This is a genomic window from Azospirillum brasilense, from assembly GCF_008365405.1.
Classification (GTDB): Bacteria; Pseudomonadota; Alphaproteobacteria; order Azospirillales; family Azospirillaceae; genus Azospirillum; species Azospirillum brasilense_D.
Genome location: NZ_QOKV01000014.1, coordinates 27,860 through 53,610, shown reverse-complemented (window position 1 = coordinate 53,610; position 25,751 = coordinate 27,860). Strand labels below are relative to the sequence as shown.

The 25,751-nt window shown below is 67.5% G+C and carries 27 protein-coding genes; 24 read left to right on the top strand and 3 right to left on the bottom strand.

What is annotated here, in order from left to right:
• Positions 1-320: 320 nt before the first annotated feature.
• The 5 genes from DS837_RS20210 to DS837_RS20190 all read left to right on the top strand — a co-directional run bounded on the left by DS837_RS20210 (position 321) and on the right by DS837_RS20190 (position 4,070).
• Positions 321-608, top strand: coding sequence for a hypothetical protein (locus tag DS837_RS20210; RefSeq protein ID WP_149166407.1), 288 nt, complete (start codon positions 321-323; stop codon positions 606-608).
• Position 609: 1 nt separating this feature from the next.
• Positions 610-1,050, top strand: a complete 441-nt coding sequence (locus DS837_RS20205; RefSeq protein WP_149166406.1) for a hypothetical protein — start codon at positions 610-612, stop codon at positions 1,048-1,050.
• Positions 1,051-1,156: 106 nt separating this feature from the next.
• Complete coding sequence (locus tag DS837_RS20200) at positions 1,157-2,404, top strand: lipoprotein-releasing ABC transporter permease subunit (RefSeq protein ID WP_149166405.1); 1,248 nt, start codon at positions 1,157-1,159, stop codon at positions 2,402-2,404.
• Positions 2,397-3,086: an ABC transporter ATP-binding protein gene (locus tag DS837_RS20195; protein WP_170295923.1), complete on the top strand. Its 690-nt coding sequence runs from the start codon at positions 2,397-2,399 to the stop codon at positions 3,084-3,086. Before DS837_RS20200 ends, DS837_RS20195 begins: the two co-directional genes overlap by 8 nt.
• Before the next feature lie 126 nt (positions 3,087-3,212).
• Positions 3,213-4,070, top strand: a complete 858-nt coding sequence (locus DS837_RS20190; protein WP_149166404.1) for a dienelactone hydrolase family protein — start codon at positions 3,213-3,215, stop codon at positions 4,068-4,070.
• 28 nt (positions 4,071-4,098) lie between these two features.
• On the opposite strand, the gene DS837_RS20185 is transcribed toward DS837_RS20190, so the two are convergent.
• The gene (locus tag DS837_RS20185; protein WP_149166403.1) at positions 4,099-4,986 is read right to left on the bottom strand and encodes an EamA family transporter; all 888 of its coding nucleotides are present in this window, start codon (positions 4,984-4,986) and stop codon (positions 4,099-4,101) included.
• Between the two features lie 81 nt (positions 4,987-5,067).
• The gene (locus DS837_RS20180; RefSeq protein ID WP_149166402.1) at positions 5,068-5,670 is read right to left on the bottom strand and encodes a hypothetical protein; all 603 of its coding nucleotides are present in this window, start codon (positions 5,668-5,670) and stop codon (positions 5,068-5,070) included.
• Positions 5,671-5,860: 190 nt separating this feature from the next.
• Between DS837_RS20180 and dnaE the strand changes: the two genes are divergently transcribed.
• The 18 genes from dnaE to gloA all read left to right on the top strand — a co-directional run bounded on the left by dnaE (position 5,861) and on the right by gloA (position 24,144).
• A complete protein-coding gene (gene dnaE, locus DS837_RS20175) occupies positions 5,861-9,343 on the top strand; it encodes a DNA polymerase III subunit alpha (protein ID WP_149166494.1) in 3,483 nt (1,160 codons plus the stop codon).
• A gap of 48 nt (positions 9,344-9,391) precedes the next feature.
• Entirely contained in the window at positions 9,392-9,571 is a 180-nt protein-coding gene (locus DS837_RS20170; protein ID WP_149166401.1) for a hypothetical protein, read from the top strand.
• Complete coding sequence (locus DS837_RS20165) at positions 9,568-9,843, top strand: type II toxin-antitoxin system RelE/ParE family toxin (RefSeq protein ID WP_149166400.1); 276 nt, start codon at positions 9,568-9,570, stop codon at positions 9,841-9,843. Before DS837_RS20170 ends, DS837_RS20165 begins: the two co-directional genes overlap by 4 nt.
• A gap of 199 nt (positions 9,844-10,042) precedes the next feature.
• The gene (gene rpsB, locus DS837_RS20160) at positions 10,043-10,837 is read left to right on the top strand and encodes a 30S ribosomal protein S2 (protein WP_035673095.1); all 795 of its coding nucleotides are present in this window, start codon (positions 10,043-10,045) and stop codon (positions 10,835-10,837) included.
• Between the two features lie 115 nt (positions 10,838-10,952).
• Complete coding sequence (tsf, locus tag DS837_RS20155; protein ID WP_035673097.1) at positions 10,953-11,882, top strand: translation elongation factor Ts; 930 nt, start codon at positions 10,953-10,955, stop codon at positions 11,880-11,882.
• Between the two features lie 54 nt (positions 11,883-11,936).
• Complete coding sequence (pyrH, locus tag DS837_RS20150) at positions 11,937-12,692, top strand: UMP kinase (RefSeq protein ID WP_145678217.1); 756 nt, start codon at positions 11,937-11,939, stop codon at positions 12,690-12,692.
• Positions 12,693-12,695: 3 nt separating this feature from the next.
• Positions 12,696-13,265: a ribosome recycling factor gene (frr, locus tag DS837_RS20145; protein WP_114858465.1), complete on the top strand. Its 570-nt coding sequence runs from the start codon at positions 12,696-12,698 to the stop codon at positions 13,263-13,265.
• Positions 13,266-13,269: 4 nt separating this feature from the next.
• Entirely contained in the window at positions 13,270-14,007 is a 738-nt protein-coding gene (locus DS837_RS20140) for an isoprenyl transferase (RefSeq protein ID WP_149166399.1), read from the top strand.
• Entirely contained in the window at positions 13,952-14,800 is an 849-nt protein-coding gene (locus DS837_RS20135) for a phosphatidate cytidylyltransferase (protein ID WP_149166398.1), read from the top strand. Before DS837_RS20140 ends, DS837_RS20135 begins: the two co-directional genes overlap by 56 nt.
• A gap of 7 nt (positions 14,801-14,807) precedes the next feature.
• The gene (locus tag DS837_RS20130) at positions 14,808-15,998 is read left to right on the top strand and encodes a 1-deoxy-D-xylulose-5-phosphate reductoisomerase (RefSeq protein WP_149166397.1); all 1,191 of its coding nucleotides are present in this window, start codon (positions 14,808-14,810) and stop codon (positions 15,996-15,998) included.
• A gap of 54 nt (positions 15,999-16,052) precedes the next feature.
• The gene (rseP, locus tag DS837_RS20125) at positions 16,053-17,186 is read left to right on the top strand and encodes an RIP metalloprotease RseP (protein WP_149166396.1); all 1,134 of its coding nucleotides are present in this window, start codon (positions 16,053-16,055) and stop codon (positions 17,184-17,186) included.
• Between the two features lie 35 nt (positions 17,187-17,221).
• On the top strand, positions 17,222-19,585 hold the full coding sequence (gene bamA, locus DS837_RS20120) for an outer membrane protein assembly factor BamA (protein WP_425599266.1): 2,364 nt from the start codon (positions 17,222-17,224) through the stop codon (positions 19,583-19,585).
• Position 19,586: 1 nt separating this feature from the next.
• On the top strand, positions 19,587-20,165 hold the full coding sequence (locus tag DS837_RS20115; protein WP_149166394.1) for an OmpH/Skp family outer membrane protein: 579 nt from the start codon (positions 19,587-19,589) through the stop codon (positions 20,163-20,165).
• A gap of 220 nt (positions 20,166-20,385) precedes the next feature.
• Entirely contained in the window at positions 20,386-20,856 is a 471-nt protein-coding gene (gene fabZ / locus DS837_RS20110; RefSeq protein WP_035673111.1) for a 3-hydroxyacyl-ACP dehydratase FabZ, read from the top strand.
• Positions 20,853-21,641, top strand: a complete 789-nt coding sequence (lpxA, locus tag DS837_RS20105) for an acyl-ACP--UDP-N-acetylglucosamine O-acyltransferase (protein WP_149166393.1) — start codon at positions 20,853-20,855, stop codon at positions 21,639-21,641. The genes fabZ and lpxA overlap by 4 nt, the downstream gene beginning before the upstream one ends.
• 51 nt (positions 21,642-21,692) lie before the next feature.
• Positions 21,693-22,535, top strand: coding sequence for an LpxI family protein (locus tag DS837_RS20100; protein ID WP_149166392.1), 843 nt, complete (start codon positions 21,693-21,695; stop codon positions 22,533-22,535).
• Positions 22,532-23,752 (top strand): lipid-A-disaccharide synthase, encoded by a 1,221-nt coding sequence (gene lpxB, locus DS837_RS20095; protein WP_149166391.1) that lies wholly within the window; start codon positions 22,532-22,534, stop codon positions 23,750-23,752. The genes DS837_RS20100 and lpxB overlap by 4 nt, the downstream gene beginning before the upstream one ends.
• Positions 23,749-24,144, top strand: a complete 396-nt coding sequence (gloA, locus tag DS837_RS20090) for a lactoylglutathione lyase (protein ID WP_149166390.1) — start codon at positions 23,749-23,751, stop codon at positions 24,142-24,144. Before lpxB ends, gloA begins: the two co-directional genes overlap by 4 nt.
• 6 nt (positions 24,145-24,150) lie before the next feature.
• Here the strand turns inward: gloA and DS837_RS20085 are convergent, their stop codons facing one another.
• Positions 24,151-24,678 carry a GNAT family N-acetyltransferase gene (locus tag DS837_RS20085; RefSeq protein ID WP_149166389.1) on the bottom strand — a complete coding sequence of 176 codons (528 nt, stop codon included), beginning with the start codon at positions 24,676-24,678 and terminating at the stop codon, positions 24,151-24,153.
• Positions 24,679-24,800: 122 nt separating this feature from the next.
• Between DS837_RS20085 and DS837_RS20080 the strand changes: the two genes are divergently transcribed.
• Positions 24,801-25,721: a LysR substrate-binding domain-containing protein gene (locus DS837_RS20080; protein WP_149166388.1), complete on the top strand. Its 921-nt coding sequence runs from the start codon at positions 24,801-24,803 to the stop codon at positions 25,719-25,721.
• Positions 25,722-25,751 lie beyond the last annotated feature (30 nt).

Genomic DNA, 25,751 nt, shown 5'->3' with positions numbered 1-25,751 from the left:
CACCGATCCATCGCAAACGCGCCGGCAGCAATTGCCGGCGCGTTTTGCTTTGCGCGATTCGCCGTTCGGATGGCGGCATTCCGGTTGACTCCCGGCGTACTTCCCCCCTGGTCGCATGGGGAGGACTGGAGCTGCTATCGTCGCCGACAATCGAGTAGAAAAACTCTCAGAGATTGCATATTTTGCTTTGACTCAGCTCCTGGAAGTTTCAATGATTTCGATGGAGTTCGTTTCCTGCGGGTGTTCGGCGCGCTGAACACAGGCCTTGGTGGGTCAGCTCCATCGCTAATGTCGAGCCCAACCCAGGGAGGACGAGCAACATGAGCTTCGCGTTCAGCCCGATCGGATCCAATCGCATCAGCCTCACCGCCGGCAGCACCAGCACCCACGCGCTTCCCTCCGTCGGGCGCAACGTGCGCATCGCCAATCTCGGTCCGTCGGATGCGCGCATCAAGTTTACGGCGTCCTTCACGTCGACCACCATGAACACGCTGACAATCCTGGCACGCACGGTTGAAATCTTCGATCGCCAAGCCAATGGCTACATCACCGGTACCGGGGATAACGGAAACACGATTCTTGACGTGACCACGGGGGAAGGGCAGTGACATGGCGGTGCGCGCCGTGTCCGTCCGACCTCCGCTCTGGGTGGTCGTCTCCCTTGTCTCCAGCCCCGGCGCTTCCCTGACGGAAGGCGATTTCCTGCGGTTCGACAAACCGTTGGGAGGCAGGCTGACGGTGTCCGACCAGGGCATTCTTTTGCCAGCGGGCCGCATCTTCAAACTGTTGGCTTCCTTGCGCTGTCAGGTCCAGGGCGAGGGCATCGGCCGGTTCCGCTGGATCGTGACCACCGGGGAGGCGAGTGTTGCCACCACGGACGCGCTCGTCGGGTCCGCCGGCCCTGGCGCTTCTCCGGCGGCCGGACAGTCGCAAGCCCATGCGGTGGTAACCACGACGACCGAAACCACGGTTCAACTGTGCATCGCGACGCTGGAAACGCTGAGGCTGCTTCATGCCGAAGGTGTCGCGGACATCACGGAAATGTCCTGAGGCCGTGGGCAGGGGGCCGTCGCCCTTTTCCTGCCACGGTCACGGCCTTATGTTCGGAGCGGCGTTTCGCAAGAAACGCCGTTTCCGTGCCCTCCCAGGACAACTCATGATCTTCTCCGCTTTCGAACGCATGGTCGCGATGCGCTATCTGCGGGCGCGCCGCCAGGAAGGGTTCATCTCCGTCATCGCGGGATTCTCGCTGCTGGGCATCGCGCTCGGCGTGGCGACGCTGATCATCGTGATGTCGGTGATGAACGGCTTCCGGGCGGAGCTTCTGGGCCGCGTGCTCGGCTTGAACGGCCATCTCAACGTCTACAGCGTCCGCGGCGGCCCGCTGCCCGACTACGACCCGCTGGTGCAGCGGCTCCAGGGCGTGCCCGGCGTGGTCGGCGTGACGCCGACGGTCGAGGGGCAGGCGCTGGTCTCGGTGCGCGGGGTCGCCTCCGGCGCGGTGGTGCGCGGCGTGCGGCCGGAGGACTTCCGGGTGCGTCCGACGCTGTCCCGCAACATCGTGCGCGGCACGGCGGAAGCCTTCGGCGAGGACAACATCGCCATCGGCATCCGCATGGCGCAGCGGCTGGGTCTGGTGGTCGGCGATCAGCTGACCCTGATCGCGCCGCAGGGCAACGTCACCGCCTTCGGCACGGTGCCGCGGATGCGCAGCTTCACCATCGGCGCCGTGTTCGACGTCGGCATGTTCGAATACGACAACAGCTTCATCTTCCTGCCCCTGCCGGAGGCCCAGGCCTTCTTCCGCACGGGCGAGGCGGTGACCTCGCTGGAGGTCTTCGTCAGCGACCCGACCCGGATACGGGAGGCGCGCGACGCCATCCAGGCGGTGGTGGCCGGGGTGGGGCGGGTGGTCGACTGGCAGCAGTCGAACGCCAGCTTCTTCACCGCGCTCCAGGTCGAGCGCAACGTGATGTTCCTGATCCTGTCGCTGATCATCACCGTGGCCGCCTTCAACATCATCTCCAGCCTGATCATGCTGGTGAAGGACAAGGGGCGGGACATCGCCATCCTGCGCACCATGGGCGCCACCCGCGGCATGATCATGCGCATCTTCTTCCTGTCCGGCGCCTCGGTGGGGGTGGCGGGGACGCTGCTGGGGGTGGCGCTGGGCGTGTCCTTCGCGCTGAACATCGAGACGATCCGACAGGGCATCCAGGCGCTGACCGGCACCAACCTGTTCAACGCCGAAATTTATTTCCTGTCGCAACTGCCGGCGAAGATCGACTGGTCGGAGGTGGTCCAGGTCACCCTGATGGCGCTGGGCCTGTCCTTCGCCGCCACCGTCTACCCGTCCTGGCGGGCGGCCCGCCTCGATCCGGTGGAGGCCCTGCGCTATGAGTGAGCCGATGCTGGAACTGTCGGGGATCGTCCGCACCTTCGAGCAGGCGGGGACGGAGCTTCAGGTGTTGCGCGGGGCGGAACTGACCGTCCATGCCGGCGAGCTGGTCGCTCTGGTCGGCCCGTCGGGCGCCGGAAAATCGACCCTGCTGCACATCGCCGGCCTGCTGGAGCGCCCCACCGCCGGCACCGTGCGCATCGCCGGGACCGACGTGTCCGCCCTGGACGACGGGAAGCGGACGGAGGTGCGCCGCCGCTCGGTCGGCTTCGTCTACCAGTTCCACCACCTGCTGCCGGAATTCTCCGCGCTGGAGAACATCGTGCTGCCGCAGATGATCAACGGCGTCGCCAAGCGCACCGCCCGCGAGCGCGCCCTGGAACTGCTGCGCATGGTCGGGCTGGAGCCGCGCGCCGGCCATCGTCCGGCCCGCCTGTCGGGCGGCGAGCAGCAGCGGGTCGCCATCGCCCGCGCGCTGGCCAACGGACCGGGCCTGCTGATCGCCGACGAGCCGACGGGCAACCTCGACCCGCACACGGCGGAGGGGGTCTTCGCCATGCTGACCACCATCGTCCGACAGGCCCGTGTCGGTGCCCTGATCGCCACCCACAATCTGGAGCTGGCGAACCGCATGGACCGGGTGTTCGAGATGAGCGACGGTCTTCTCGTGGAGCACGCCCGGGTTTGATCGCCGTCGTGGCGCGGCCGGGCAACCGGCCAAACCGCGTAAGAGTGGCATCGCCGTTCGGCGGATTGGTGATCGGCGCGTCCTGGGGCAGACTTCGCGCAACCCAACAAGGAGGGACCGGAGTCCATGGATCAGAAGATCATCGATTTGTACGACGAGTACACCCATCGGCCGCTGCCGCGCCGCGTCTTTCTGGAGCGGCTGGCGGTGCTGGCGGGCAGCGCGGCGGCCATACCGGCGATCCTCTCACAGATCGAGCCGAACTACGCCCTGGCCGCCGAGGTGCCGGAGGATGACAGCCGAATCGCCACGGACCGCGTCACCTTCCAGGGTGCGACCGGCGACGTTCAAGCCTATCGGGCGCGCCCGAAGCTGGCCGAGCAGGCGCCGTCGGTGGTGGTGGTCCACGAGAACCGTGGCCTGAACCCCTACATCGAGGACGTGACGCGGCGGCTGGCGGTGGCCGGCTTCGTCGCCATGGCCCCGGACCTGCTGTCCCCGCTGGGCGGCACCCCGCAGGACCCCGACCGCGCCCGCGAGATGATCGGTCAACTCGACCCCGACAAGGCGGTGAACAACCTGATCGCGTCGATGAGCGACCTCATGGCCTATCGCTATTCGAACGCCAAGGTGGGGGCCATCGGCTTCTGCTGGGGCGGCGGCATGACCAACCGGCTGGCCATCAAGGCGCCGGACCTCAAGGCGGGCGTCGTCTTCTACGGTCCGTCGCCCGACCCGGCGCTGGTCACCACCATCAAGGCGCCGCTCCAGCTCCATTACGCCGGGCTGGACAACAACGTGAACGCCAAGGTCCCGGCCTATGAGGAGGCCCTGAAGAAGGCCGGCAAGTCCTACGAACTCTTCATGTACGAGAACGTCAACCACGCCTTCCACAACGACACGTCGGCGGAGCGCTACAACAAGGAAGCGGCGGACCTCGCCTGGGGCCGGTCCGTGGAATTCCTGAAGAAGAAACTGACCTGACCGGTCATGACCGAGTCGTAGGGCCGGGTCAGAGCCGATGGGTGGCGGGCCGTGCGGAGGGCAGCTTCAGCACGGCCACCGCCAGCCCGGCGAGGACGAGAAGCGCGCCGGCCATCTTCAGCGGGGTGAAGCTCTCCCCCAGGAACAGCGCGCTGGAACTCATGCCGAAGACCGGCACCAGCAGGGAGAAGGGCGCCACCAGGCTCGCCGGGTAATGGCGCAGCAGGAAGCCCCAGGCGGCGAAGCCGAACAGCGTCGCTCCGAAGGCGATGTAGGCCACCGCCCCGACTCCCAGCGGAGTCAGATGGGTCAGGGCCTGCCATGCCCGGTCCGGCCCCTCCAGCCCCAGCGACAGCAGCAGCAGCGGGATCGGCGGCACCACGCTGATCCACAGCATCATGCGGAACAGGTCCGGCGCCTTGGCCTGCTTCATCAGCAGGTTGGCCACGCCCCAGGTCGCAGCGGCGGCGATGACCAGCCCCAGCCCGAGCAGCGAATCGCCCGCCGGCATCTCCAGCGCGATCAGGCCGATTCCGGAGAAGGCCACCGCCATGCCCAACACCTGCTTCGGTCCGGGCCGCTCGCCCAGAACCGCCGCGGCGAACAGGGCGGTGAAGAAGGCCTGCGATTGCAGCACCAGCGACGACAGCCCTGCCGGCATGCCGATGTCCATCCCGACGAACAGCAGCGAGAACTTCACCACCCCCAGCACCATACCGATGCCCAGGATGAAGCGCCAGGGCACCGGCGGACCGCCGCGAACCCCCAGGAAAAGAAGCGGCAGCGCCGCCAGCGCGAAGCGCAGGGCGCAGAACAGGATGGGCGGGAAATCCGCCAGACCGACCTTGATGGCGACGAAGTTGAGGCCCCAGATCGCCGCAACGACGAGGGCAAGGCCAATGTGAGCGGTGCGCATGGGGTCGAGGCTAGACCCGCAAGACCCGGCAGTCAACGTGGCGCAATGGCACGCAACACGGGTGAGAGCGTCCGCATCGCTTTACTTGTCCGTGTGCAGGATGCGGCACTCGTCCAACGCCGCCAGCGCCCAGGAGGAACCGCCCAGGTTGACGTCGCCGATGTCCGTCCCGCCGCCGTCCCGTTGCAGCGTCACCGCGCGCGACCGCATGAAGGGTTCGAAGAGATCCTCGTATTTCGGTAGTTCGACCGGAACCACCACGCCGCCGTCGGGCATGGGGCTGGCCTCCAGCGCCATGGTCTCGCCGTCGGGGAAGATGGCGGTCAGGCGGCTTTCCGTGTCCGTGTTGGCCTGGGCGTGCTGGTCGGCGTTGACCAGCATGGCGGCTCCCTTCGCCGTCGCCCGGAAGGAGAGGGGGGAGGAGTCGTCCGTCCGCGTGGCATAGCAGTAGGCCGAGCCGGTCTTGGTCGCCGGGTGGGCACGCACGACCCAGCCCTTGTTCTGCGCGACGACGCGCCCCGGCGCATCGGACAGGGGGGAGGCGGCGGTTTCGGGCGGCGGCGGCCGGTGGGTCTGCTCCGCGGACGGTGCGGGGGCACCGGTGGTCTGGCAAGCCGTGAGGAGTGTGGCCGCCAGCACCGCCAGGACGGCGCTGGAGCGGATGCGGCGCATGGAACGGGTCATTCTTGGATCGTGGCTCTGCCTCTTTCGATAGCACGAACACGCATGATCGGGAAATCTTCCCTTACCTTCGATAGGGCCGGCGCATTGCCGCATGGCCGGGCCCGCGCTTGGTCCCTTGCAGATGCGGGCGGGATGCGCGACGACTAGGGGAGACTTCCCCCCTTCGCTGGAACCGGTGCCCATCTCCGCCATGCCCCACGCCGACTTCATCCACCTGCGCGTCCACTCCGCCTATTCCCTGTCCGAGGGCGCCATCAAGGTGAAGGAGCTGGTCAAGCTCTGCCAGAAGAAGGGCATGCCGGCGGTCGCCGTGACCGACACCGGCAATCTGTTCGGCGCGCTGGAGTTCGCGCTGGCCGCCGCGGATTCGGGCGTGCAGCCGATCATCGGCACGGTCCTGGGCATCACCCGAGTCGGCCCCGCCAACGGCAAGCCGGGCCTGCCGGGCAAGACGGCGTCGATCCCCGACCAGCTCGTCCTGCTCTGCCAGAACGACGAGGGGTACCGGAACCTGATGAAGCTGGTCTCCAAGGCCTTCCTGGAATCCGACCCGATGGCCGGGCCGCAAATCCCGCTGGACGCGCTGGAGGGCCACTCCGCCGGGCTGATCGCGCTGACCGGCGGCCCCGCCGGCTCGGTCGGGCGGCTGCTGGGGGAGGGGCAGAAGGATCTGGCGCTCGACGTGCTGGAGCGGTTGAAGCGGCTGTTTCCCGGTCGGCTCTACGTCGAGCTCCAGCGTCATCGCGATCATTTCCAGGTGATCGAGGATGCCATCGAGCCGGCGCTGATCGACCTCGCCTACGCCCATGACCTGCCGCTGGTCGCCACCAACGACTGTTACTTCGCGACCGAGGACATGTACGAGGCGCACGACGCGCTGCTCTGCATCGCCGAGGGCGCCTACATCAGCCAGACCGAGCGCCGCCGCCTCACCCCCGACCACCGCTTCAAGTCGGCCGAGGAGATGCGGGACCTGTTCAAGGACCTGCCGGAGGCGGTGGACAACACGGTCGCCATCGCCCGGCGCTGCTCCTTCCTGCTGAAGCCGATCAAGCCGATCCTGCCGCCCTTCCCCTGCGAGGGCGGCCGCGACGAGGGGGAGGAACTGCGCGCCCAGTCCCGCGAGGGTCTGGAAATGCGGCTGAACAGCGTCGTCTACAGCCTGGACATGACGCCGGAGCAGCGCGCGGAAACCCGCAAGACCTATTTCGAGCGGCTGGAGTTCGAGCTGGACGTCATCGTATCGATGAAGTTCCCCGGCTACTTCCTGATCGTGTCGGACTTCATCAAATGGGCCAAGTCGCACGACATCCCGGTGGGGCCGGGCCGCGGGTCGGGCGCGGGCTCGGTCGTCGCCTGGGCGCTGACCATCACCGACCTGGACCCGCTGCGCTTCGGCCTGCTGTTCGAGCGCTTCCTGAATCCCGAACGCGTGTCGATGCCCGATTTCGACGTGGACTTCTGCCAGGACCGCCGCGAAGAGGTGATCCGCTACGTCCAGGACAAGTACGGCTACGACCGCGTCGCCCAGATCATCACCTTCGGTAAGCTGCAGGCCCGCGCCGTGCTGCGCGACGTCGGGCGCGTGCTCCAGATGCCTTACGGGCAGGTGGACAAGATCTGCAAGATGGTCCCGAACAACCCGGCCAACCCGGTGACGCTCCAGCAGGCGCTCGACAGCGAGGAGATGCTGCGCCAGGCCCGTGACGGGGACGAGACGGTGGCGCGCCTCGTCAACATCGCGCTGAAGCTGGAGGGGCTGTACCGCCACGCCTCGACCCACGCGGCGGGCGTGGTGATCGGCGACCGGCCGCTGCACGATCTGGTGCCGCTGTACCGCGATCCGCGCTCGGACATGCCGGTCACCCAGTTCAACATGAAGTTCGTCGAGCAGGCCGGGCTGGTGAAGTTCGACTTCCTCGGCCTGAAGACACTGACCGTGCTGAAGACGGCGGTGGACCTGATCCCGGAAAAGCCGGACCTGACCACCGTCACGCTGGACGACGTGAAGAGCTACGAGCTTCTGGGCCGCGCCGAATCGACCGGCGTGTTCCAGTTGGAAAGCTCGGGCATGCGCGACGTGCTGCGCCGGCTGAAGCCGAACCGGCTGGAGGACATCATCGCGCTGGTGTCGCTCTACCGCCCCGGCCCGATGGACAACATCCCCAAATACATCAAGGTGAAGAACGGCGAGGAGCCCGCCGATTACATGAACGACGCCCTGGAGCCGATCCTGAAGGAGACCTTCGGGATCATGATCTACCAGGAGCAGGTCATGCAGATCGCCCAGGTGCTGTCCGGCTATTCGCTGGGCGGCGCCGATCTTCTGCGCCGCGCCATGGGCAAGAAGATCAAGGAGGAGATGGACAAGGAGCGGGACAAGTTCGTCGTCGGCGCCAAGGGGAAGGGCGTCGATCCGGATCAGGCCAGCATGATCTTCGATCAGGTGGCCAAGTTCGCCGGCTATGGCTTCAACAAGAGCCACGCCGCCGCCTACGCCCTGGTCGCCTACCACACCGCCTATCTGAAGGCGAACCACCCGGTGGAGTTCATGGCGGCGTCGATGACGCTCGACCTCGGCAACACCGACAAGCTGAACGTCTTCCGGCAGGAGCTGGTGCGGCTTAAGATCAAGCTGCTGACGCCGGACATCAACAAGTCCGACAGCATCTTCGGGGTGGAGGCGCTGCCCGACGGCGGCAAGGCGGTGCGCTACGCGCTGGCCGCGGTGAAGGGCGTCGGCCTGCCCGCCATGAAGGCAGTGGTGGAGGAGCGGCGGAAGAACGGCCCTTATAAAAGCCTGTTCGATTTCGCCCGCCGCCTCGACCTGAAGACCATCAACAAGCGCCAGCTGGAGAACTTGACCTGCGCCGGCGCCTTCGACGGCATCAACCCGAACCGCGCCCAGGTCCACGCGGCGCTGGAGACGCTGATCCGCTACGCCCAGGCCGAGGCGGCGGAGCGCGACAGCGGCATCGGCAACCTGTTCGGCGGCGCCGGGGGCGGGCTGAAGGAGCCGGACCTGCCCAAGGTCAAGGAATGGGAGCCGCTGGAGAAGCTGAAGCACGAGTTCGGCGCCATCGGCTTCTACCTGTCCGCCCACCCGCTGGACGCCTTCGCCGGTCCGCTGGCCCGCATGAGGGTGGTGCGCTCGGCGGACCTCGCCACGGCGGTGACCGGCGGCGGCTCGACCCGGCGCAGCGTCGCCGGCATCGTGGTCAGCCGCAAGGAGAAGACCGCGAAGTCCGGCAACCGCTTCGCCTTCGTGGAACTGTCCGACGGCAGCGGCGGCTACGAGGTGACGGTCTTCTCCGAGGTGCTGGCGACCAACCGCGACCTGCTGGAGGCCGGGCGCCCGGTTTTGATGACCGTGGACGTCCAGATGAACGGCGAGGACATCCGCCTGACCTGCCAGGAGGTGAAGCCGCTGGAGGACGCCGTCGCCCAGGTCTCCGACGGTTTGAAGGTGGTGGTGCGCGACGGCGGTCCGGTGGAGAGCATCCGCGGCATGCTGGAGCGGCTGGCCCGCGGCAAGGGAAAGATCCACCTGCTGGTGGAGATCGACCCGTTGAAGGAGGTGGAGATCCAGCTTCCCGGTTCCTTCAACATCACCAACCAGAGCCGCGCCGCGCTGAAGGCGGTGCCGGGCGTGGTGGAGGTGGTGGAACTGTAATCGGGTACACAGCTGGAAAAGGCCGCGCCGGGATGTCATATTCAAGCCATGCCGAACCTCGCCCGCCAGATCGACGATGAAGCCGCGGAATCCGACGCCCTGAAGGCTGCGGTGGCAAAGGCGCGCGCAGACCGGCGCGGTGTGCCGCACGAGCGGATGCGGGAATGGCTGTTGCGGGTGGCCGAGGGTGAGTTCGGTGCGGAGCCACCGGAAACTCGCGACCTGTGACGGTCGTCTGGCGAGCGGCAGCGCGTGCTGATCTCGTCCGCATTTTGCAATACATCTCGCAGGAAAATCCGATCGCCGCGCGGCGCTTGGCCCAGGAGTTGGTTCTGGCGGGAGATAGCCTGCAGGTTTTTCCGCGACGCGGTCGCCGGGGCTTGGTCGAGGGTACGCGAGAACTGGTTGTCGTCCGTCCCTATGTCATCGTCTACGACATCGGCGAGGACGAAACCGTTTCGATCCTGCGGCTTTGGCACAGCGATCAAGATCGCGGTTAGCCGCTGAAAAAACAGGATCGCGCTCCCGACCGAATTGCCAAACCGGTGTTGCCAAAGCGGTTCCGGCGGGCTATGTAAGCGCCGTCGTCAAAACCTCACGCGGGCTGGCGGTCCCTCGGCTTTACCCCGATGGCCCGATCCGGTGTCCTGTCAAACGGACAGTGCCCGCGGCGGAGCAACCGGAAAAGGACTTTTCCAAATGGCTATTCCGTCTTTCACCATGCGCCAGCTGCTCGAAGCCGGCGTCCACTTCGGTCACCACACCCGTCGCTGGAACCCGAAGATGGGTCCGTACATCTTCGGCGTGCGCAACGGCGTGCACATCATCGACCTGGAGCAGACCGTCCCGGCTCTGCACCGTGCTCTTCAGGCCGTCCGTGACGTCGTCGCCGGCGGCGGCCGCGTCCTGTTCGTCGGCACCAAGCGCCAGGCCCAGGAGAAGGTGGCCGAGGCCGCGTCGAAGTGCGGCCAGTACTACGTCAACCACCGCTGGCTCGGCGGCATGCTGACCAACTGGAAGACCATCTCCCAGTCGATCAAGCGCCTGCGCGAGATGGAAGAGCGTCTGGGCGGCGACACCTCGGGCCTGACCAAGCGCGAAATCCTCGAACTGACCCGCGAGCGCGACAAGCTGGAGCGCGCGCTGGGCGGCATCAAGGAGATGGGCGGCCTGCCGGACGTCCTCTTCATCATCGACACCAACAAGGAGTCGATCGCCGTCAAGGAAGCCAACAAGCTCGGCATTCCGGTCATCGCGGTGATCGACAGCAACTCCGATCCGGACGGCGTGGCCTTCCCGATCCCGGGTAACGACGACGCCCTGCGCGCCATCGACCTGTACTGCGAGCTGGTGAATGGCGCCGTGCTCGACGGTCTGCAGGCCGAGATGAGCGCCGCCGGCATCGACGTCGGCTCCAGCGAGGAGGCTCCGGCCGAGCAGCTGCCGGAAGCCGAAGCGGAAGAGGCCGCGCCGGCTGAGCAAGCCCAGGCCTGATCCCGGTGATACGGGGCAGCCGGGCCTTATGACCTATGGCCCGGCTGCCTTTTTTATGAGTTGTTTGGATCAACCCGATCCGCTTGGATCTGTTCGGAAGGAAGAGGGCGAAACCATGGCCGAGATTACCGCCGCGCTCGTCAAGGAACTGCGCGAGAAGACCGGCGCGGGCATGATGGACTGCAAGAAGGCGCTGGCCGAGACCCAGGGCGACCTCGAGGGCGCCGTCGATTGGCTGCGCAAGAAGGGCCTCGCCGCCGCCGCCAAGAAGTCCGGCCGCGTCGCCGCCGAGGGTCTGGTCGCCGTCGCCACCGCCGGCACCGCGGGCGCCGTCGTCGAGGTGAACGCCGAAACCGACTTCGTCGCGCGCAACGACAAGTTCCAGGCCTTCTCCCTGAAGGCCGCCGAGCTGGTCCTGTCCGGTTCGGGCGACGTCGAGGGTCTGAAGGGCACCGCCTATCCGGACGCCGGCCGCACGGTCCAGGAAGAGCTGACCAACCTGATCGCCACCATCGGCGAGAACATGAACATCCGCCGCTCGGCCAAGCTGTCGGTTCCGGCGGGCGTCGTCGTGTCCTACGTCCACTCGGCCATCGCGCCGGGCCTCGGCAAGATCGGCGTTCTGGTCGCCCTGGAGTCGACCGGCGACGTCGCCAAGCTGAACGAGCTGGGCAAGCAGGTCGCGATGCACATCGCCGCCGCCCGTCCGGACGCCCTGGACATCGCCGACGTTGACACCTCCGCCCTGGAGCGTGAGCGCAACGTGCTCGCCGAGCAGGCCCGCGCCTCGGGCAAGCCGGAGAACATCGTCGAGAAGATGCTCGAAGGCCGCATCCGCAAGTACTACGAGGAAGTGGTGCTGCTGGAGCAGACCTACGTGATCGACGGCGAGACCAAGGTCCGCAAGGTCGTGGAGAACGCCGCCAAGGACGTCGGCGCCCCGGTCAAGGTGACGGGCTTCGTCCGCTTCGCGCTGGGCGAGGGCATCGAGAAGGCGGAGAGCGATTTCGCCGCCGAAGTCGCCGCCGCCGCCGGCCAGAAGTAAGGACCCGGCGTTCCGCCGCACGCGCTCTTCACACCAACCGGGAGAATGCCCCCCATGGCCCAGACCACCGGGACCACCGAGCCGGCTGACGGCATCCGCTTCAAACGAGTCCTGCTGAAGGTGTCGGGCGAGGCGTTGATGGGTCAGCGCGACTACGGCCTCGACCCGGAAGTGGTCAACCGCGTCGCCAACGAGGTGAAGGCGGTGATCCAGCTGGGCGTCCAGGTCAGCCTGGTCATCGGCGGGGGCAACATCTTCCGCGGCGTGAAGGGTGCGGCGAGCGGCATGGAGCGCGCCTCGGCCGACTACATCGGGATGCTCGCCACCGTGATGAACGCCCTGTCGATGCAGAGCGCTCTGGAGCGGATGGGTGTGGCGACCCGCGTGCAGTCGGCCATTCCCATGTCGTCGGTGTGCGAGCCCTACATCCGGCGCCGCGCCATCCGGCACATGGAGAAAGGCCGCGTGGTGATCTTCGCCGCCGGCACCGGCAACCCCTTCTTCACCACCGACACCGCGGCCGCTCTGCGCGCGTCGGAGATGGGCTGCGACGCTCTGCTGAAGGGCACGCAGGTGGACGGCGTCTACACCGCCGACCCGAAGAAGGTGAAGGACGCACAGCGTTACGAGCGCCTGAACTATCTTGAAGTTCTGGCGAACGACCTGCAGGTGATGGACGCTTCCGCGATCTCCTTGGCGCGTGAGAGCCACATCCCCATACTCGTGTTCTCGATCCACACCCCCGGCGCCTTTGCCGAGGTGATGCAGGGCCGGGGCAAGTTTACGATCATCAACGAAGAAACGGAGTGAGCCGTGGCTGCGCCTGATACATCGGACCTCCAGTCGGATCTCAAGCGCCGCATGGAAGGAGCGCTTGAGGCGTTTCGCAAGGAATTGAGCGGTCTGCGCACCGGCCGTGCCTCCGCCAGCCTGCTTGAGCCCGTCACCATCGAGGCCTACGGCGCCCGCATGCACCTCAAGGAGGTCGGCACCGTCAGCGTGCCGGAGCCGCGCCTGATCGTCGTGCAGGTGTGGGACCGCGGCATGGTCAAGGCCGTGGAGAAGGGCATCCGCGATTCGGGCCTCGGCCTGAACCCGCAGACGGAAGGCCAATCGATCCGCGTGCCGCTGCCCGACCTGACGCAGGAACGCCGCAAGGAACTCGCCAAGGTCGCCCACAAATACGCCGAGCAGGCCCGCGTCGCCGTGCGCAACGTTCGCCGCGACGGCATGGACGGCCTGAAGAAGGCCGAAAAGGCCGGCGACATCTCGCAGGACGAGCACAAGGGGCTCGGCGAGAAGGTCCAAGCGCTCACCGACCAGTACATCAAGCTGGTCGACGATGCGCTTGCGGCGAAAGAAAAGGACATCATGCAGGTCTGACGGCATGCGCGACGCGGAAGACAGCCGCCCCCTGCGCCCGCCCGCGCACGTGGCCGTGATCATGGACGGCAACGGGCGCTGGGCGAAGTCCAGAGGGCTGCCCCGCACCGCCGGCCATAAAAAGGGCGTGGACGCCGTCCGCCGGACGGTCGAAGCCGCGGGCGAACTGGGGATCGGCTATCTGACGATCTTCAGCTTCTCGTCCGAGAATTGGCGTCGGCCGGAGGAGGAGGTGTCCGACCTCATGCAGCTCCTGCGCTTCTACCTGCGCAGCGAGATTGCCGACCTCCACCGGAACGGCGTGCGCCTGCGCGTCATTGGTGACCGGGCCCGCCTGTCCAAGGACATTGTCGGCCTGATCGACAACGCCGAGAATCTCACGCGCGACAACCGCAAGCTGACCCTCGTGGTGGCGTTGAGCTACGGCTCCCGCCAGGAGATCACGCTGGCGGCGCGGCGTCTGGCCGAGGAGGTGAAGGTGGGGACGCTCGATCCCGCGGACATCACCGAGGACCGGCTGTCCGAACGCCTGTTCACCGCCGACATCCCGGACCCCGACCTGATCGTCCGCACCAGCGGCGAGAAGCGCATCAGCAACTTCCTGCTCTGGCAGGCGGCGTATGCCGAGCTGGTCTTCGTGGACACGCTCTGGCCTGACTTTTCCAAGCGTGACCTGGAGGCGGCGATTGAAGAGTTCCACCGACGGGAACGTCGCTTCGGCGCAACCACCGGCACCCGCTAAATCCGGCGACCTGAAGACGCGCGCCATCTCGGCGCTCGTCCTGGCTCCGCTTGTCCTGGCGGCCGTCTGGGCCGGCGGCTGGGTGTTTCACGTTCTGATCGCGCTCGGCGCCGTGGCCTCCGCGGTGGAGTGGAGCAACCTCGTTCCCTGCCGCCGCAAGGCTGCGGCCATCGCGTTATCGGTGGCCGGCGTCCTGCTGGCGCTGGCGGCGCAGATCGCCGCCGGGCCGTGGGCGGCCGTCGTCGTCGCCATCCTGGCCACCGCTGGTGTGGCCGTGGCCTCGGGCGGGCCGGACCGCGGTCTGTCCGGGGGCGGGATCCTCTACATCGTCGCCGGGCTGGCTGGGCTGATGTGGCTGCGCGACGATCCGGACTCCGGCCTCGCGCTGTTCCTCTTCACCATGCTCGGGGTCTGGGCGACCGACATCGGCGCCTACGCCGCCGGACGCACCATCGGCGGGCCGAAGCTGGCCCCGCGCATCAGCCCGAAGAAGACCTGGGCCGGCCTGATCGGCGGCATGGCGTCCTCCGCCCTGGTGGGGTGGGGGGTAGCTCTGGCGGCGGGCGCGCAACGGCCGCTGCTGGCTCTTGCGGTGGGCGCCGTCCTGGCCGTGGTGGCGCAAGCGGGCGACCTCTTCGAATCCGCGGTCAAGCGCCGTTACAACGTGAAGGACAGCGGCCATCTCATTCCTGGTCACGGGGGAATCCTGGACCGCATCGACGGGCTGCTGTCTGCCGCCCCGGTGCTGGCCTTGTTCCACGCGACCATCGGCACGGCAATCGCATGGTGGTGACTGGGTCATGGTTGTGAAGGCTGAAGGGGCGGGGGATGCGCCGCGCCGCGTGACGATCTTCGGTTCGACCGGGTCGGTCGGCACGCAAACGGTGGATTTGGTCGCCCGCGATCCTGAGCGTTTCGCGGTGGAGGCGCTGACCGCCAACCGCAACGTCGCCCTTCTCGCCGAACAGGCGCGGCAGCTCCGCCCGAAGCTGGCTGTGGTCGCCGACCCCGCCGCCTACGCCGACCTCAAGGCGGCGCTGGCCGGTACCGGCGTGGAGGCCGCCGCCGGCCCCCAGGCGGTGGCCGAGGCCGCCGAGCGTCCGTCCGACTGGGTGATGGCCGCCATCGTCGGCGCCGCCGGGCTGGAGCCCACGCTGGCCGCCGTGCGCCGCGGCGCCTGCGTCGCCTTCGCCAACAAGGAGGTGCTGGTTTGCGCCGGCGCCCTGATGATGGAGGAGGTGCGCCGCCACGGCGCCAACCTGCTGCCGGTCGACAGCGAGCATTCGGCGATCTACCAAGTCTTCGACTTCGACCGGCTGGACAGCGTCCAGCGCCTGATCCTGACGGCGTCCGGCGGCCCCTTCCGGACCAGGGACCGCGCCTTCATGGCCGCGGCGACGCGTGAGCAGGCGGTGGCCCATCCGACCTGGGAGATGGGCGCCAAGATCTCCATCGACAGCGCCACCATGATGAACAAGGGGCTGGAGATCATCGAGGCGCATTTCCTCTTCGGCATCCCCGAAGAAAAGATCGATGTGCTGGTCCACCCTCAATCGGTCGTGCATTCGCTGGTCGAGTATGTGGACGGCTCGGTCCTGGCGCAGCTCGGCACGCCGGACATGCGGACGCCGATCGCCTACGCGCTCGGATGGCCGGCGCGCATCCCGACGCCCGCCGAACGGCTGGACCTCGTCAAGGCCGCAACCTTGACCTTCGAGGCGCCGGACCCCGAGCGATTCCCGGCCCTGAGGCTCGCCCGGGCCGCCTTGCAAAGCGGTGGGGGCGCTCCTACTATTCTCAGTGCCGCCAACGAGGTGGCCGTGCAGGCGTTTCTCGACCGCCGGATCGGCTTTCTCGACATCGAACGGATCGTCGAGGGGGTGTTGGGCACGCTGCCGCACCGGCCGCTCCGCGACCTGGGCGCGGTGCGCGACACCGATGCCGAGGCGCGCCGCGTGGCGGCGGACCAGGTCGCGGCCCTGGCACGCTGAGTCTTTTTCCGGGCGCGGACCACGAAGGAGCCGCTCCGGGATGCAAAGGATGTGATGGACGTCATGGGCGGCTTCGGGACCACGCTTCTGTCTTTTCTGCTGGTCCTCACCGTGCTCGTGTTTGTGCACGAACTCGGTCACTACCTCGTCGCGCGCCGCAACGGCGTGCGGATCGAGGTCTTCTCCATCGGCTTCGGCCCGGAGCTGTTCGGCTGGACCGACCGCTCCGGAACGCGCTGGAAGTTCAGCGCCATCCCGCTCGGCGGCTATGTGAAGATGTTCGGCGACGCCGACCCGGCGAGCACGCCCGGCGCCCACACGCAGAGCATGAGCGCCGAGGAGCAGGCGGTGTCCTTCCACCACAAGCGGCTCGGCCAGCGGGCGGCCATCGTGGCGGCGGGACCCATCGCGAATTTCCTGTTCGCCATCGTCGCCCTGACCATCCTCTTCGCCACCGCCGGCCAGTCCTTCACCCCGCCGGACGTCGGCGGCGTGCAGCCGGGCAGCGCCGCGGAGCGCGCCGGCTTGCAGCCGGGCGACCTGATCGTCTCGATCAACGGCAGCGGCATCCAGCGATTCGAGGAAATCCGGCAGATCGTTTCGATGCAGCCGGGCGCGCCGCTGGAGATGGTGGTGCAGCGCGACGGACGCCCGGTCAATCTGACGGCGACTCCGGACGTGCGCGAGGTCACCGACCGACTCGGCAACACCCACCGCATCGGCCAGCTCGGCATCATGCGCGGCGGAGCGGAAACGAAGCGCCACGACCCCTTCACCGCCCTGTGGCAGGCGGGCCGGGAGGTCGTCGGCATGGTGTCCGGCACCTTCGTGGCGCTCGGCCAGATGATCGAGGGATCGCGCGGCACCGAGGAGTTGGGCGGGCCGCTGCGCATCGCCCAGATGTCCGGCGAGGTCGCCCAATCCGGCTGGTACCCGCTGATCTGGTTCATGACGTTCCTGTCGGTGAACCTCGGCATGATTAATTTGTTTCCGGTTCCGCTGCTTGACGGCGGCCATCTGATGTTCTACGCCCTGGAAGGACTCCGTGGGCGTCCTCTCGGACCTAAAGCACAAGAATACGGTTTCCGCATCGGGCTTGCTTTGGTATTAACGCTCATGGTTTTCGCCACGTGGAACGACCTCGTTCAGCTTCGCGTGGTGGATTTCTTTAGGGGGCTGATATCCTGAGGGATGCCCCCAAAGCCAGGGAGCGAGCTTTGCGGGTGTCGAGCAGGGTTCTGGCGTTCGGCCTGATGGCCGGTTGCGCCATGACGACGGTTTCTCTTGCCCTTTCCCACGCAGCCTGGGCCCAGGCGGGCGCGCCCAATTCGGGGGCGGCGAAATCCGCCGCCTTCGGTGACGGGACGCTGGTCGCCCAGATGTTCTCGGGCGGCACCATTCGGGACATCCGGGTGGAGGGCGTTCAGCGCATCGAGCCGACGACGGTCCGCTCCTACCTCGCGGTGGCGCCCGGCGATCCCTTCGATCCCGATCGCATCGACCAGTCGCTGAAGGCCCTGTTCAACACGGGCCTGTTCGCCGACGTCGTGCTGAAGCGCGACGGCGACGCGCTGGTGGTGCAGGTGGCGGAAAATCCGATCATCAACCGCATCGCCTTCGAGGGGAACCGGCGCATCGAGAAGGAGAATCTGGAGAAGGAAATCCAGCTCCGTCCCCGCGTCGTCTACACCCGCACGCGCGTTCAAAGCGACGTGCAGCGCATCCTGGACATCTACCGCCGCCAGGGCCGCTTCGCCGCGACCGTCGAGCCGAAGATCATCCAGCTCGACCAGAACCGCGTCGATCTGGTGTTCGAGATCAACGAGGGTGTGCGCACCGGCGTGCGCAGCATCACCTTCATCGGCAACGAGAAGTTCTCCGACGGGACGCTGCGCGAGGCGATCCAGACGCGGGAAAGCGCCTGGTGGCGCTTCATGACGTCGGACGACAACTACGATCCGGACCGCCTGAACTACGACCGCGACCTGCTGCGCCGCTATTACCTCAAGGAAGGCTACGCCGACTTCCGCGTCGTCTCCGCCGTGGCGGAACTGACGCCGGACCGCGAGGACTTCGTCATCACCTTCACGGTGGACGAGGGCGAGCGCTACAAGTTCGGCAAGATGGACATCAGCACCTCTCTGAAGGCGTTGGACCCGGAGCAGCTGCGCAGCGTGCTGACCACGCGCGAGGGCGACTGGTACAACGCGCAGGAGGTGGAGAACACCATCACCAAGCTGTCCAACGCGGTCGGCGACCTGCAATACGCCTTCGTGGACGTCCGGCCGCGCATCTCGCGCAACCGCGAAAACCAGACCATCGACATCGTCTACGACATCGTCGAGGGACCGCGCGTCTTCGTGGAGCGCATCGACGTGACCGGCAACGTCCGCACGCTGGACAAGGTGGTCCGGCGCGAGATGCTGCTGTCCGAAGGCGACCCGTTCAGCACGACCAAGCTGCGCCGCTCCGAGCAGCGCATCAAGGATCTCGGCTACTTCGAGCGCGTCAACATCACCACCGCGGAAGGCTCGGCACCCGACCGCACGGTGATGAACGTCGAGGTGACCGAGCAGTCCACCGGTGAAATTTCCATCGGCGCCGGTTACTCGACCTCGGACGGTCCGCTGGCCGACTTCTCGATCCGCGAGCGCAACCTGCTGGGCCGCGGCCAGGACCTGCGCTTCGGCGCTACCGTGTCGGGCAGCCGCCAGGAATACGACGTCTCCTTCACCGAGCCGTACTTCCTCGACCGCGACCTGTCCGCCGGTTTCGACCTGTTCCGCATCACCCGCGACTATCAGGACGAAAGCTCCTTCGACGAGAAGAGCACCGGCATGGCCCTGCGCATGGGCTACCCGCTGACGGAAAACCTGCGCCAGCGCGTCTATTATCAGCTCCAGAACACCGACATCACCAGCGTCCCCAGCAGCGCGTCGCAGTACATCCAGGACCAGAAGGGCGCGCGCCTGACCTCGCTGATCGGGCAGGAGTTGACCTACGACCGCCGCAACAGCCGCCTGAACCCGACCGAAGGCTACTATATCCGGTTGACGAACGATCTCGCGGGCCTGGGTGGCGACGCGCGCTTCCTGCGCAACCGTCTCGGCGCGGGCTATTACCTGCCACTGTTCGACGAGAGCTGGGTCGTCAGCGCCACCGGCGAGGTCGGCTACATCGTCGGCATTGGTGACGACGGCATCGCCCTGTCCGATCGCTTCTTCATCGGCGGTGACACGCTGCGTGGTTTCAACACCGCCGGCATCGGCCCGCGCGACTTGCGCACCGGCGACGCCCTGGGCGGCACCCGCTACTACCGCGGGTCGGTCGAGATGAGCTTCCCGGTCGGCCTGCCTGAGGAGTTCGGGTTGAAGGGGCACGCCTTCACCGACGTCGGCACGCTGGGCAAGGTCGACATCAACGATCCGCTCGTTCCCGACGACGAATCGGTCCGCCTGTCGGTCGGCACCGGCTTGTCCTGGCGCTCGCCCTTCGGGCCGATCCGCCTTGACTTTGCGGTCCCGATTCTCAAGGAAGATTACGACAAGAAAGAGATCTTCCGCTTCAGCTTTGGAACCAGGTTCTAACATGCAGTTCAGCAAGCTCAGGGCGCTGGTCGCCGCCGGTGCGGTGATGGCGGGCGTCGCGATGGCGACGCCGTCCTTCGCCCAGGACAAGCCGACCGACAACCTCAAGGCGCCGGTCATCGCCGTGGTCGACGTTCAGAAGATCATGCAGGAGTCGAACGCCTCCAAGGGCGTCTCGAAGTCCTTCGAATCGCTGCGCGAGACCTATCAGAAGGAAATCGCCTCGCTGGAGGACAAGCTGCGCAAGTCCGAGGAGGAATTGCGCAAGCAGCAGACCGTGCTGGCTCCGGATGCGCTGGCCAACAAGCGCCGCGACTTCGAGAAGCAGGTCGGCGAGGTCCAGAAGACGGTGCAGAGCCGCAAGCGCGCCCTGGAGAACGCGCTGAACGAGGCGATGGCCGTGGTCCACAAGAGCATGGTGGAGATTGTCGCCGACGTCGCGCGCGAGCGCGGTGCCAATCTGGTCCTCGCCCGCCAGCAGTTCGTTCTGGTCGACACCCAGCTCGACGTCACCGACGTGGTGCTGGAGCGCGTGAACAAGAAGCTGCCCCAGGTCGCGCTGACCGTTCCCAAGCAGTAAGGCGCGCGCGGCGGTAAGGCGTCGGCGGACGAGCCGCCACGCTTCCTCTCGGGGAGGCGTGGCGGCTTTTCGTTTGTGCCGCGACCGCGGCGGCGCCGGAAAGCCGGCGGCGTCGGGATTGCCAAATCCCTGGAAATGGGGCACAAGGGGCTTCGTCCCGTGCCGCCGCAGGCGCGGCGCGGGGCGTTTTCGTGGATTTTGAAAGGCGGGCGGCCGGACCATGGATGTGACGGCGGACAACAAGAAGATAGCCGACCTCGACATCATGCGGATCATGGAAATGATCCCGCATCGCTATCCGATTCTGATGATCGACCGGGTGATTGACATCACCCTGGGCGAGAGCGCCACCGGCGTGAAGAACGTCACCATCAACGAGCCGTTCTTTCAGGGGCACTTCCCGTCGCGACCGGTGATGCCGGGCGTGATGATCATCGAGGCGATGGCGCAGACCTCCGCCGTGCTGGTGGTCGCCACGCTGGGCAAGGAGTCCGAGGGCAAGCTGGTCTATTTCATGACCGTGGACGAGGCGCGTTTCCGCCGCCCGGTCACGCCCGGCGACACCATCCACATCCACGTGACCAAGCAGCGCCAGCGCGCCAACGTGTGGAAGTTCAAGGGCGAGGCCAAGGTCAACGGTGTCCTGGTCGCCGAAGCCGTCTATTCCGCCATGATCCTGGACGAGAAATGAGCGTTTCCATTCACCCGACGGCGGTCGTCGATCCGGCCGCCACGCTGGGCGAAGACGTTTCCATCGGTCCCTTCTGCGTGGTCGGGCCGGATGTCCAACTCGGCGACCGCGTGCGCCTGACCTCCCACGTGGTGGTCGAGGGACGCACGCGCATCGGCGAGGACTCGGTCATCTATCCCTTCGCGTCCATCGGCCACCGCCCGCAGGACCTGAAGTTCAAGGGCGAGCCGTCCGAACTGATCATCGGGCGCAACAACCAGATCCGTGAGCATGTCACCATGAGCCCCGGCACCGAGGGCGGCGGCATGGTCACGCGGATCGGCGACAACGGGCTGTTCATGGTCGGCGTCCATGTTGCCCACGACTGCGTCGTCGGCAACAACGCGGTTCTGGCGAACAACGCCACGCTGGCCGGGCATGTGGAACTCGGCGATTTCGTGACCATCGGCGGGCTGTCGGCGGTCCGCCAGTTCGTGCGCATCGGGTCGCACGCCATGATCGGCGGCATGTCCGGTGTGGAGAAGGACGTGATCCCCTATGGCCTCGTCATGGGCGACCGGGCGCGTCTGGCCGGTCTGAACCTCGTCGGGCTGGAGCGTCGCGGCTTCCAGAAGGACGAGATCCACGCCCTGCGCGCCGCCTACCGCCTGCTGTTCGGCAACGAAGGCACCTTCGCCGAGCGCATGGAGGAGGTCGGGCGCGACATGGGGCAGCAGACGCTGGTCGCCGACGTGCTGACCTTCGCACGGGCCTCGCGGTCGCTCTGCCAGCCGCGCGAGGGCTGAGGCGGTCGCGCTCCGGTTTCTTCTGTTCCGTAGTCTGGGAGAGTCCCGGCCATGTCGCAGCCTCTTCCCAAGCTCGGCATCCTGGCGGGCGGCGGCACCTTGCCGGCCCGCATCGCCGCCGCGGTGCGCGGCCAGGGGCGCGAGGTCTTCGTCGTCGCCTTCGACGGCCACACCGACCCCGCCACCGTCGAGGGCCTTCCTCATCTGTGGAGCCGCTTCGGCGCGGCCGGCAGCATCATCGACCGGCTGAAGAGGGAGAAGGTCGCGGAGCTGGTCTTCGCCGGGCCGGTGCGCCGGCCGTCCTTCACCGAGCTTCTTCCCGACTGGTACACCACCAAGTTCCTCGCCAAGGTCGGCACGCGCGCGCTCGGCGACGACGGGCTGCTGCGCTCCGTCGCGCGGGAACTCGAAGGTGAGGGATTCCGCGTCGTCGGTCTGCACGAACTCCTGGGCGAGCTTCTGACCCCGGCTGGGCCGGTGGGCCGGCTGCGTCCAGACGGCGAGGCGGAGCGCGACATCGCCCGCGCCGTCGAGGTCGCCCGCACACTAGGTACGCTCGACGTCGGGCAGGGCGCCGTGGTGCAGCAGGGGATCGTGCTCGCCGTCGAGGCCATCGAGGGCACCGACGCCATGCTGGCCCGCTGCGCCGGCTTGGCGCGGCCCGGGCCGGGCGGCGTGCTCGTCAAGGTGAAGAAGCCGCAGCAGGACCGCCGCCTCGACCTGCCCACCATGGGCGTGACGACCGTGGAGAACGCTGCCCGCGCCGGTCTGCGTGGCATCGCGGTGGAGGCGGGCGGCAGCCTGCTTGTGGACCGCGCCGCGGTGGCCGAGGTCGCCGACCGGCTGGGTCTGTTCGTGGTCGGCATCACCGTTTCATCGGAGCATCGGCCTTGAGCGATCCGCTGATTTTCCTGATCGCCGGGGAGCCCTCCGGCGACGCGCTGGGCGCGCGGCTGATGGCCGCCTGCAAGCGGCTGACCGGCGGGCGGGTGCGCTTCGCCGGCATCGGCGGCGAGAAGATGGTCGCGGAAGGGCTGGACAGCCTGTTCCCGATGGGCGAGCTGACGCTGTTCGGCGTGTTCGAACTGCTGCCCCATCTGCCGAACCTGCTGCGCCGCATCGACCAGACGGTCGCCGAGATCCTGCGGCTGCGGCCCGACGCGGTGGTCGGCATCGATTCGCCGGGCTTCACGGTGCGGGTGTCCAAGCGGGTCAAGGCGCAGGCGCCGGGCATCCCGCTGATTCATTACGTGGCGCCCACTGTCTGGGCGTGGAAGCCGAAGCGCGCCGCCAAGTACGCGGCGATCTACGATCATCTGCTGGCCATCCTGCCTTTCGAGCCGCCCTACTTCGAGAAGGAAGGGCTTCCCTGCACCTTCGTCGGCCATTCGGTGGTGGAGAGCGGCGCCGGGCATGGCGATGCGCAACGCTTCCGCGAGGCCCATGGGCTGGCCCCGGATGCGCGCATCGTCGCCGTTCTGCCGGGCAGCCGGAAGGGGGAGGTGTCTCGCCTTCTCCCCGACTTCCGCGCCACGCTGGAACGCTTGCTCCCGAACCATCCGGGGCTGGTCGCCGTGGTGCCGACCGTGGCGACGGTGCGCGACCGCGTGGCGGCGGAGGTGGCGGGCTGGCCGATGCCCACCATCCTCGTCGAGGGCGACGGCCCGAAGTACGACGCCTTCGCGGCGGCGGAGGCGGCTCTGGCGGCGTCCGGGACTGTGGCGCTGGAATTGGCGCTGGCGCGCCTGCCGACGGTGATCGCCTACCGCCTCAACCCAGTGACGGTGGCCTTGTACCGGCGGCTGATCCGGGTCAAATACGTCAATCTGGTCAATCTGATGCTCGACCGCATGCTGGTGCCGGAACTGCTTCAGGAGGACTGCCGGCCGGACCGGCTGGCCACTGAACTGGGCCGCCTGCTCGACGATCCCGCAACCCGCGCGACGCAGATCGACGGGGTGGCGGAGGTGGCGCGCTGGTTGGGGCAGGGCGGAACGCCGCCCAGCGAACGCGCCGCCCAGGTCGTGCTGGAGGTTGCCGCCGGCCGGTCGGATAAGACGAGGCCGGATAAGACGAGAGCGCAAGAACCCGCTTGGGAGACGAGACCATGAGCCAATTCCGCCTGCTGCACACGATGCTCCGGGTCTATGATCTGGAGAAGTCGCTGGACTTCTACACCCGCCTGCTCGGCATGAAGCTGCTGCGCCGCAACGACTACGAAGGCGGGCGCTTCACGCTGGCCTTCGTCGGCTACGGCGACGAGAAGGACACCGCCGTCCTGGAACTGACCCACAACTGGGACCAGGCCGAGCCTTACGCCATCGGCACCGCCTACGGCCACATCGCGCTGGGCGTTCCCGATATCTACGGCACCTGCGAGCAGCTCGCCAAGGAAGGCGTCAAAATTCCGCGTCCGCCCGGGCCGATGAAGCACGGCACCACCGTGATCGCCTTCATCGAGGACCCGGACGGCTACAAGGTCGAGCTGATCGAGACGAAGTAAGCGGTCTCACAGCGTCTTGTAGAAGAGGACGGTGTCGTGGAAGGCGCCGTCCGCTTCCACCGTATAGCCGGGGATCAGCCCGGCGCGACGCCAGCCTGTCGCTTCATATAAGGGCTCGCCGCGGTCGCCCTTCAGTGTATCGAGCACCAGCAGCGACCGCCCCAGACCACGGGCGGTGTCCTCCACCGCCGTCATCAGCCGCCGCGCAACGCCGTTCCGCCGGTGGCGCGTGAAGACGAGCAGCTTCTGTACCTCGGCGCGGTGCGCGCCGTTCGGCTTGGTGCACAGTGCCAACTGGACGCTTCCCAACAGTTCTCCCGCTGGTCCTCGCACGATCAGCAGACGGTGCGCACCGCCGGACAGCAGCCCGGCCACACCGTCCCAGAAGGCCCGCTTCCAGTAAGGGGCCAGCGGGGCGTGGTAGCCCACCGAAGCGCCGCTGTTCACCGCGTCCTCCAGAAGAGCTTCCAGTTCAACGCGCAGGCGTCCGTCATCGAGAGTGGAGATGTCGGTGATGGACAAGGTCATCGTCATGTGAGGTGCCGGGATGGTTCGGTTTCTGCGCCCAAGCCTGCCCGCCGCTCCCGCGGTCCACAATTGACTTCGTAGGGCATGGGTGTGAGGAATCCTCACATCGACCTCCAGAGACGCCGCCGATGCCGCGCCTTCCCTTCACCGCCCTGGCCGCTTTCGAAGCGGCGTCCCGCCACGGCAGCATGACGCGCGCCGCCGACGAGCTTGGCCTGACTCACGGCGCGGTCAGCCGTCAGGTGAGCGATCTGGAGAAGCGGCTGAAGGTCCGCCTGTTCGATCGCACCCCGCAGGGGCTTCACCTGACCGACGCCGGACGCGACCTCGCACAGGCCTGCACCGCGGGGCTGGGGCGGGTTCAGGAAAGCTGGGACCGCATCGCCGGACAAGGGCCGGAACGGCTGCGCATCGCCGCACCGCGCACCTGGGCGGCCTTGTGGCTGGTGCCCCGCCTGGGGCGCTTCCTGGACGGCCGGTCGGACCTGCGGCTGGACATCGAGGGGGGCAACACCGACCGCGCGTCGGAGGCCGAGGCGGGTTGGGCGGTCATCCGCTACGTGCGCGGCGGCGATCCCGGCCCCGCGGGGGCGCTTTTGTCGGAAGAGCCGCTGTTTCCGGTCTGCGCTCCGGCGCTGGCTGAACGGCTGTCCGGACCGGCCGACCTGTCCCGCCAGACGCTGCTGCATTATCAGGCATCCCCGGACTGGAGTCTGTGGCGCGCCGGCAGCGGGGTGGAACTGGACGGCGCGGGCGGCCTGAGCTTCTCGGAATCGGTGATGGTGATCCAGGCGGCCATGGCCGGGCAGGGGATCGCGCTGGGGCGCCCCTCGCTGGTGCTGGAGGCGCTGGAGGCGGGACGGCTCGTCTGCCCCTTCGGGCCCGCGGTGCCCTGCGGCGACCGCTACGTGCTGACGGCGCCGGCCGATGGGCGCGGGCGTGGTGTGCTCCGCGCTTTCCGGCACTGGCTGCTGGCAGAGGCCGCTGCGGATCGGGCGCGGTTGGAGCGGCTCGGCATACTGCTTCCGCAAGGCCGCGCTGGCGCCTGATTCCGTTTCGTGGTTATATCCGCCACCGGA

Excerpts from the sequence above, each read along its gene's own strand:
- rpsB (WP_035673095.1), top strand. The coding sequence starts at position 10,043 with ATGGCTATTCCGTCTTTCACCATGCGCCAGCTGCTCGAAGCCGGCGTC.
- DS837_RS20200 (WP_149166405.1), top strand. The coding sequence starts at position 1,157 with ATGATCTTCTCCGCTTTCGAACGCATGGTCGCGATGCGCTATCTGCGG.
- pyrH (WP_145678217.1), top strand. The coding sequence starts at position 11,937 with ATGGCCCAGACCACCGGGACCACCGAGCCGGCTGACGGCATCCGCTTC.
- fabZ (WP_035673111.1), top strand. The coding sequence starts at position 20,386 with ATGGATGTGACGGCGGACAACAAGAAGATAGCCGACCTCGACATCATG.
- DS837_RS20180 (WP_149166402.1), bottom strand. The coding sequence starts at position 5,670 with ATGACCCGTTCCATGCGCCGCATCCGCTCCAGCGCCGTCCTGGCGGTG.
- dnaE (WP_149166494.1), top strand. The coding sequence starts at position 5,861 with ATGCCCCACGCCGACTTCATCCACCTGCGCGTCCACTCCGCCTATTCC.
- DS837_RS20100 (WP_149166392.1), top strand. The coding sequence starts at position 21,693 with ATGTCGCAGCCTCTTCCCAAGCTCGGCATCCTGGCGGGCGGCGGCACC.
- DS837_RS20085 (WP_149166389.1), bottom strand. The coding sequence starts at position 24,678 with ATGACGATGACCTTGTCCATCACCGACATCTCCACTCTCGATGACGGA.
- DS837_RS20205 (WP_149166406.1), top strand. The coding sequence starts at position 610 with ATGGCGGTGCGCGCCGTGTCCGTCCGACCTCCGCTCTGGGTGGTCGTC.
- DS837_RS20185 (WP_149166403.1), bottom strand. The coding sequence starts at position 4,986 with ATGCGCACCGCTCACATTGGCCTTGCCCTCGTCGTTGCGGCGATCTGG.
- rseP (WP_149166396.1), top strand. The coding sequence starts at position 16,053 with ATGGACGTCATGGGCGGCTTCGGGACCACGCTTCTGTCTTTTCTGCTG.
- tsf (WP_035673097.1), top strand. The coding sequence starts at position 10,953 with ATGGCCGAGATTACCGCCGCGCTCGTCAAGGAACTGCGCGAGAAGACC.
- DS837_RS20115 (WP_149166394.1), top strand. The coding sequence starts at position 19,587 with ATGCAGTTCAGCAAGCTCAGGGCGCTGGTCGCCGCCGGTGCGGTGATG.
- DS837_RS20080 (WP_149166388.1), top strand. The coding sequence starts at position 24,801 with ATGCCGCGCCTTCCCTTCACCGCCCTGGCCGCTTTCGAAGCGGCGTCC.
- DS837_RS20210 (WP_149166407.1), top strand. The coding sequence starts at position 321 with ATGAGCTTCGCGTTCAGCCCGATCGGATCCAATCGCATCAGCCTCACC.
- gloA (WP_149166390.1), top strand. The coding sequence starts at position 23,749 with ATGAGCCAATTCCGCCTGCTGCACACGATGCTCCGGGTCTATGATCTG.
- DS837_RS20195 (WP_170295923.1), top strand. The coding sequence starts at position 2,397 with ATGAGTGAGCCGATGCTGGAACTGTCGGGGATCGTCCGCACCTTCGAG.
- DS837_RS20130 (WP_149166397.1), top strand. The coding sequence starts at position 14,808 with ATGGTTGTGAAGGCTGAAGGGGCGGGGGATGCGCCGCGCCGCGTGACG.
- DS837_RS20140 (WP_149166399.1), top strand. The coding sequence starts at position 13,270 with ATGCGCGACGCGGAAGACAGCCGCCCCCTGCGCCCGCCCGCGCACGTG.
- DS837_RS20170 (WP_149166401.1), top strand. The coding sequence starts at position 9,392 with ATGCCGAACCTCGCCCGCCAGATCGACGATGAAGCCGCGGAATCCGAC.
- lpxA (WP_149166393.1), top strand. The coding sequence starts at position 20,853 with ATGAGCGTTTCCATTCACCCGACGGCGGTCGTCGATCCGGCCGCCACG.
- DS837_RS20190 (WP_149166404.1), top strand. The coding sequence starts at position 3,213 with ATGGATCAGAAGATCATCGATTTGTACGACGAGTACACCCATCGGCCG.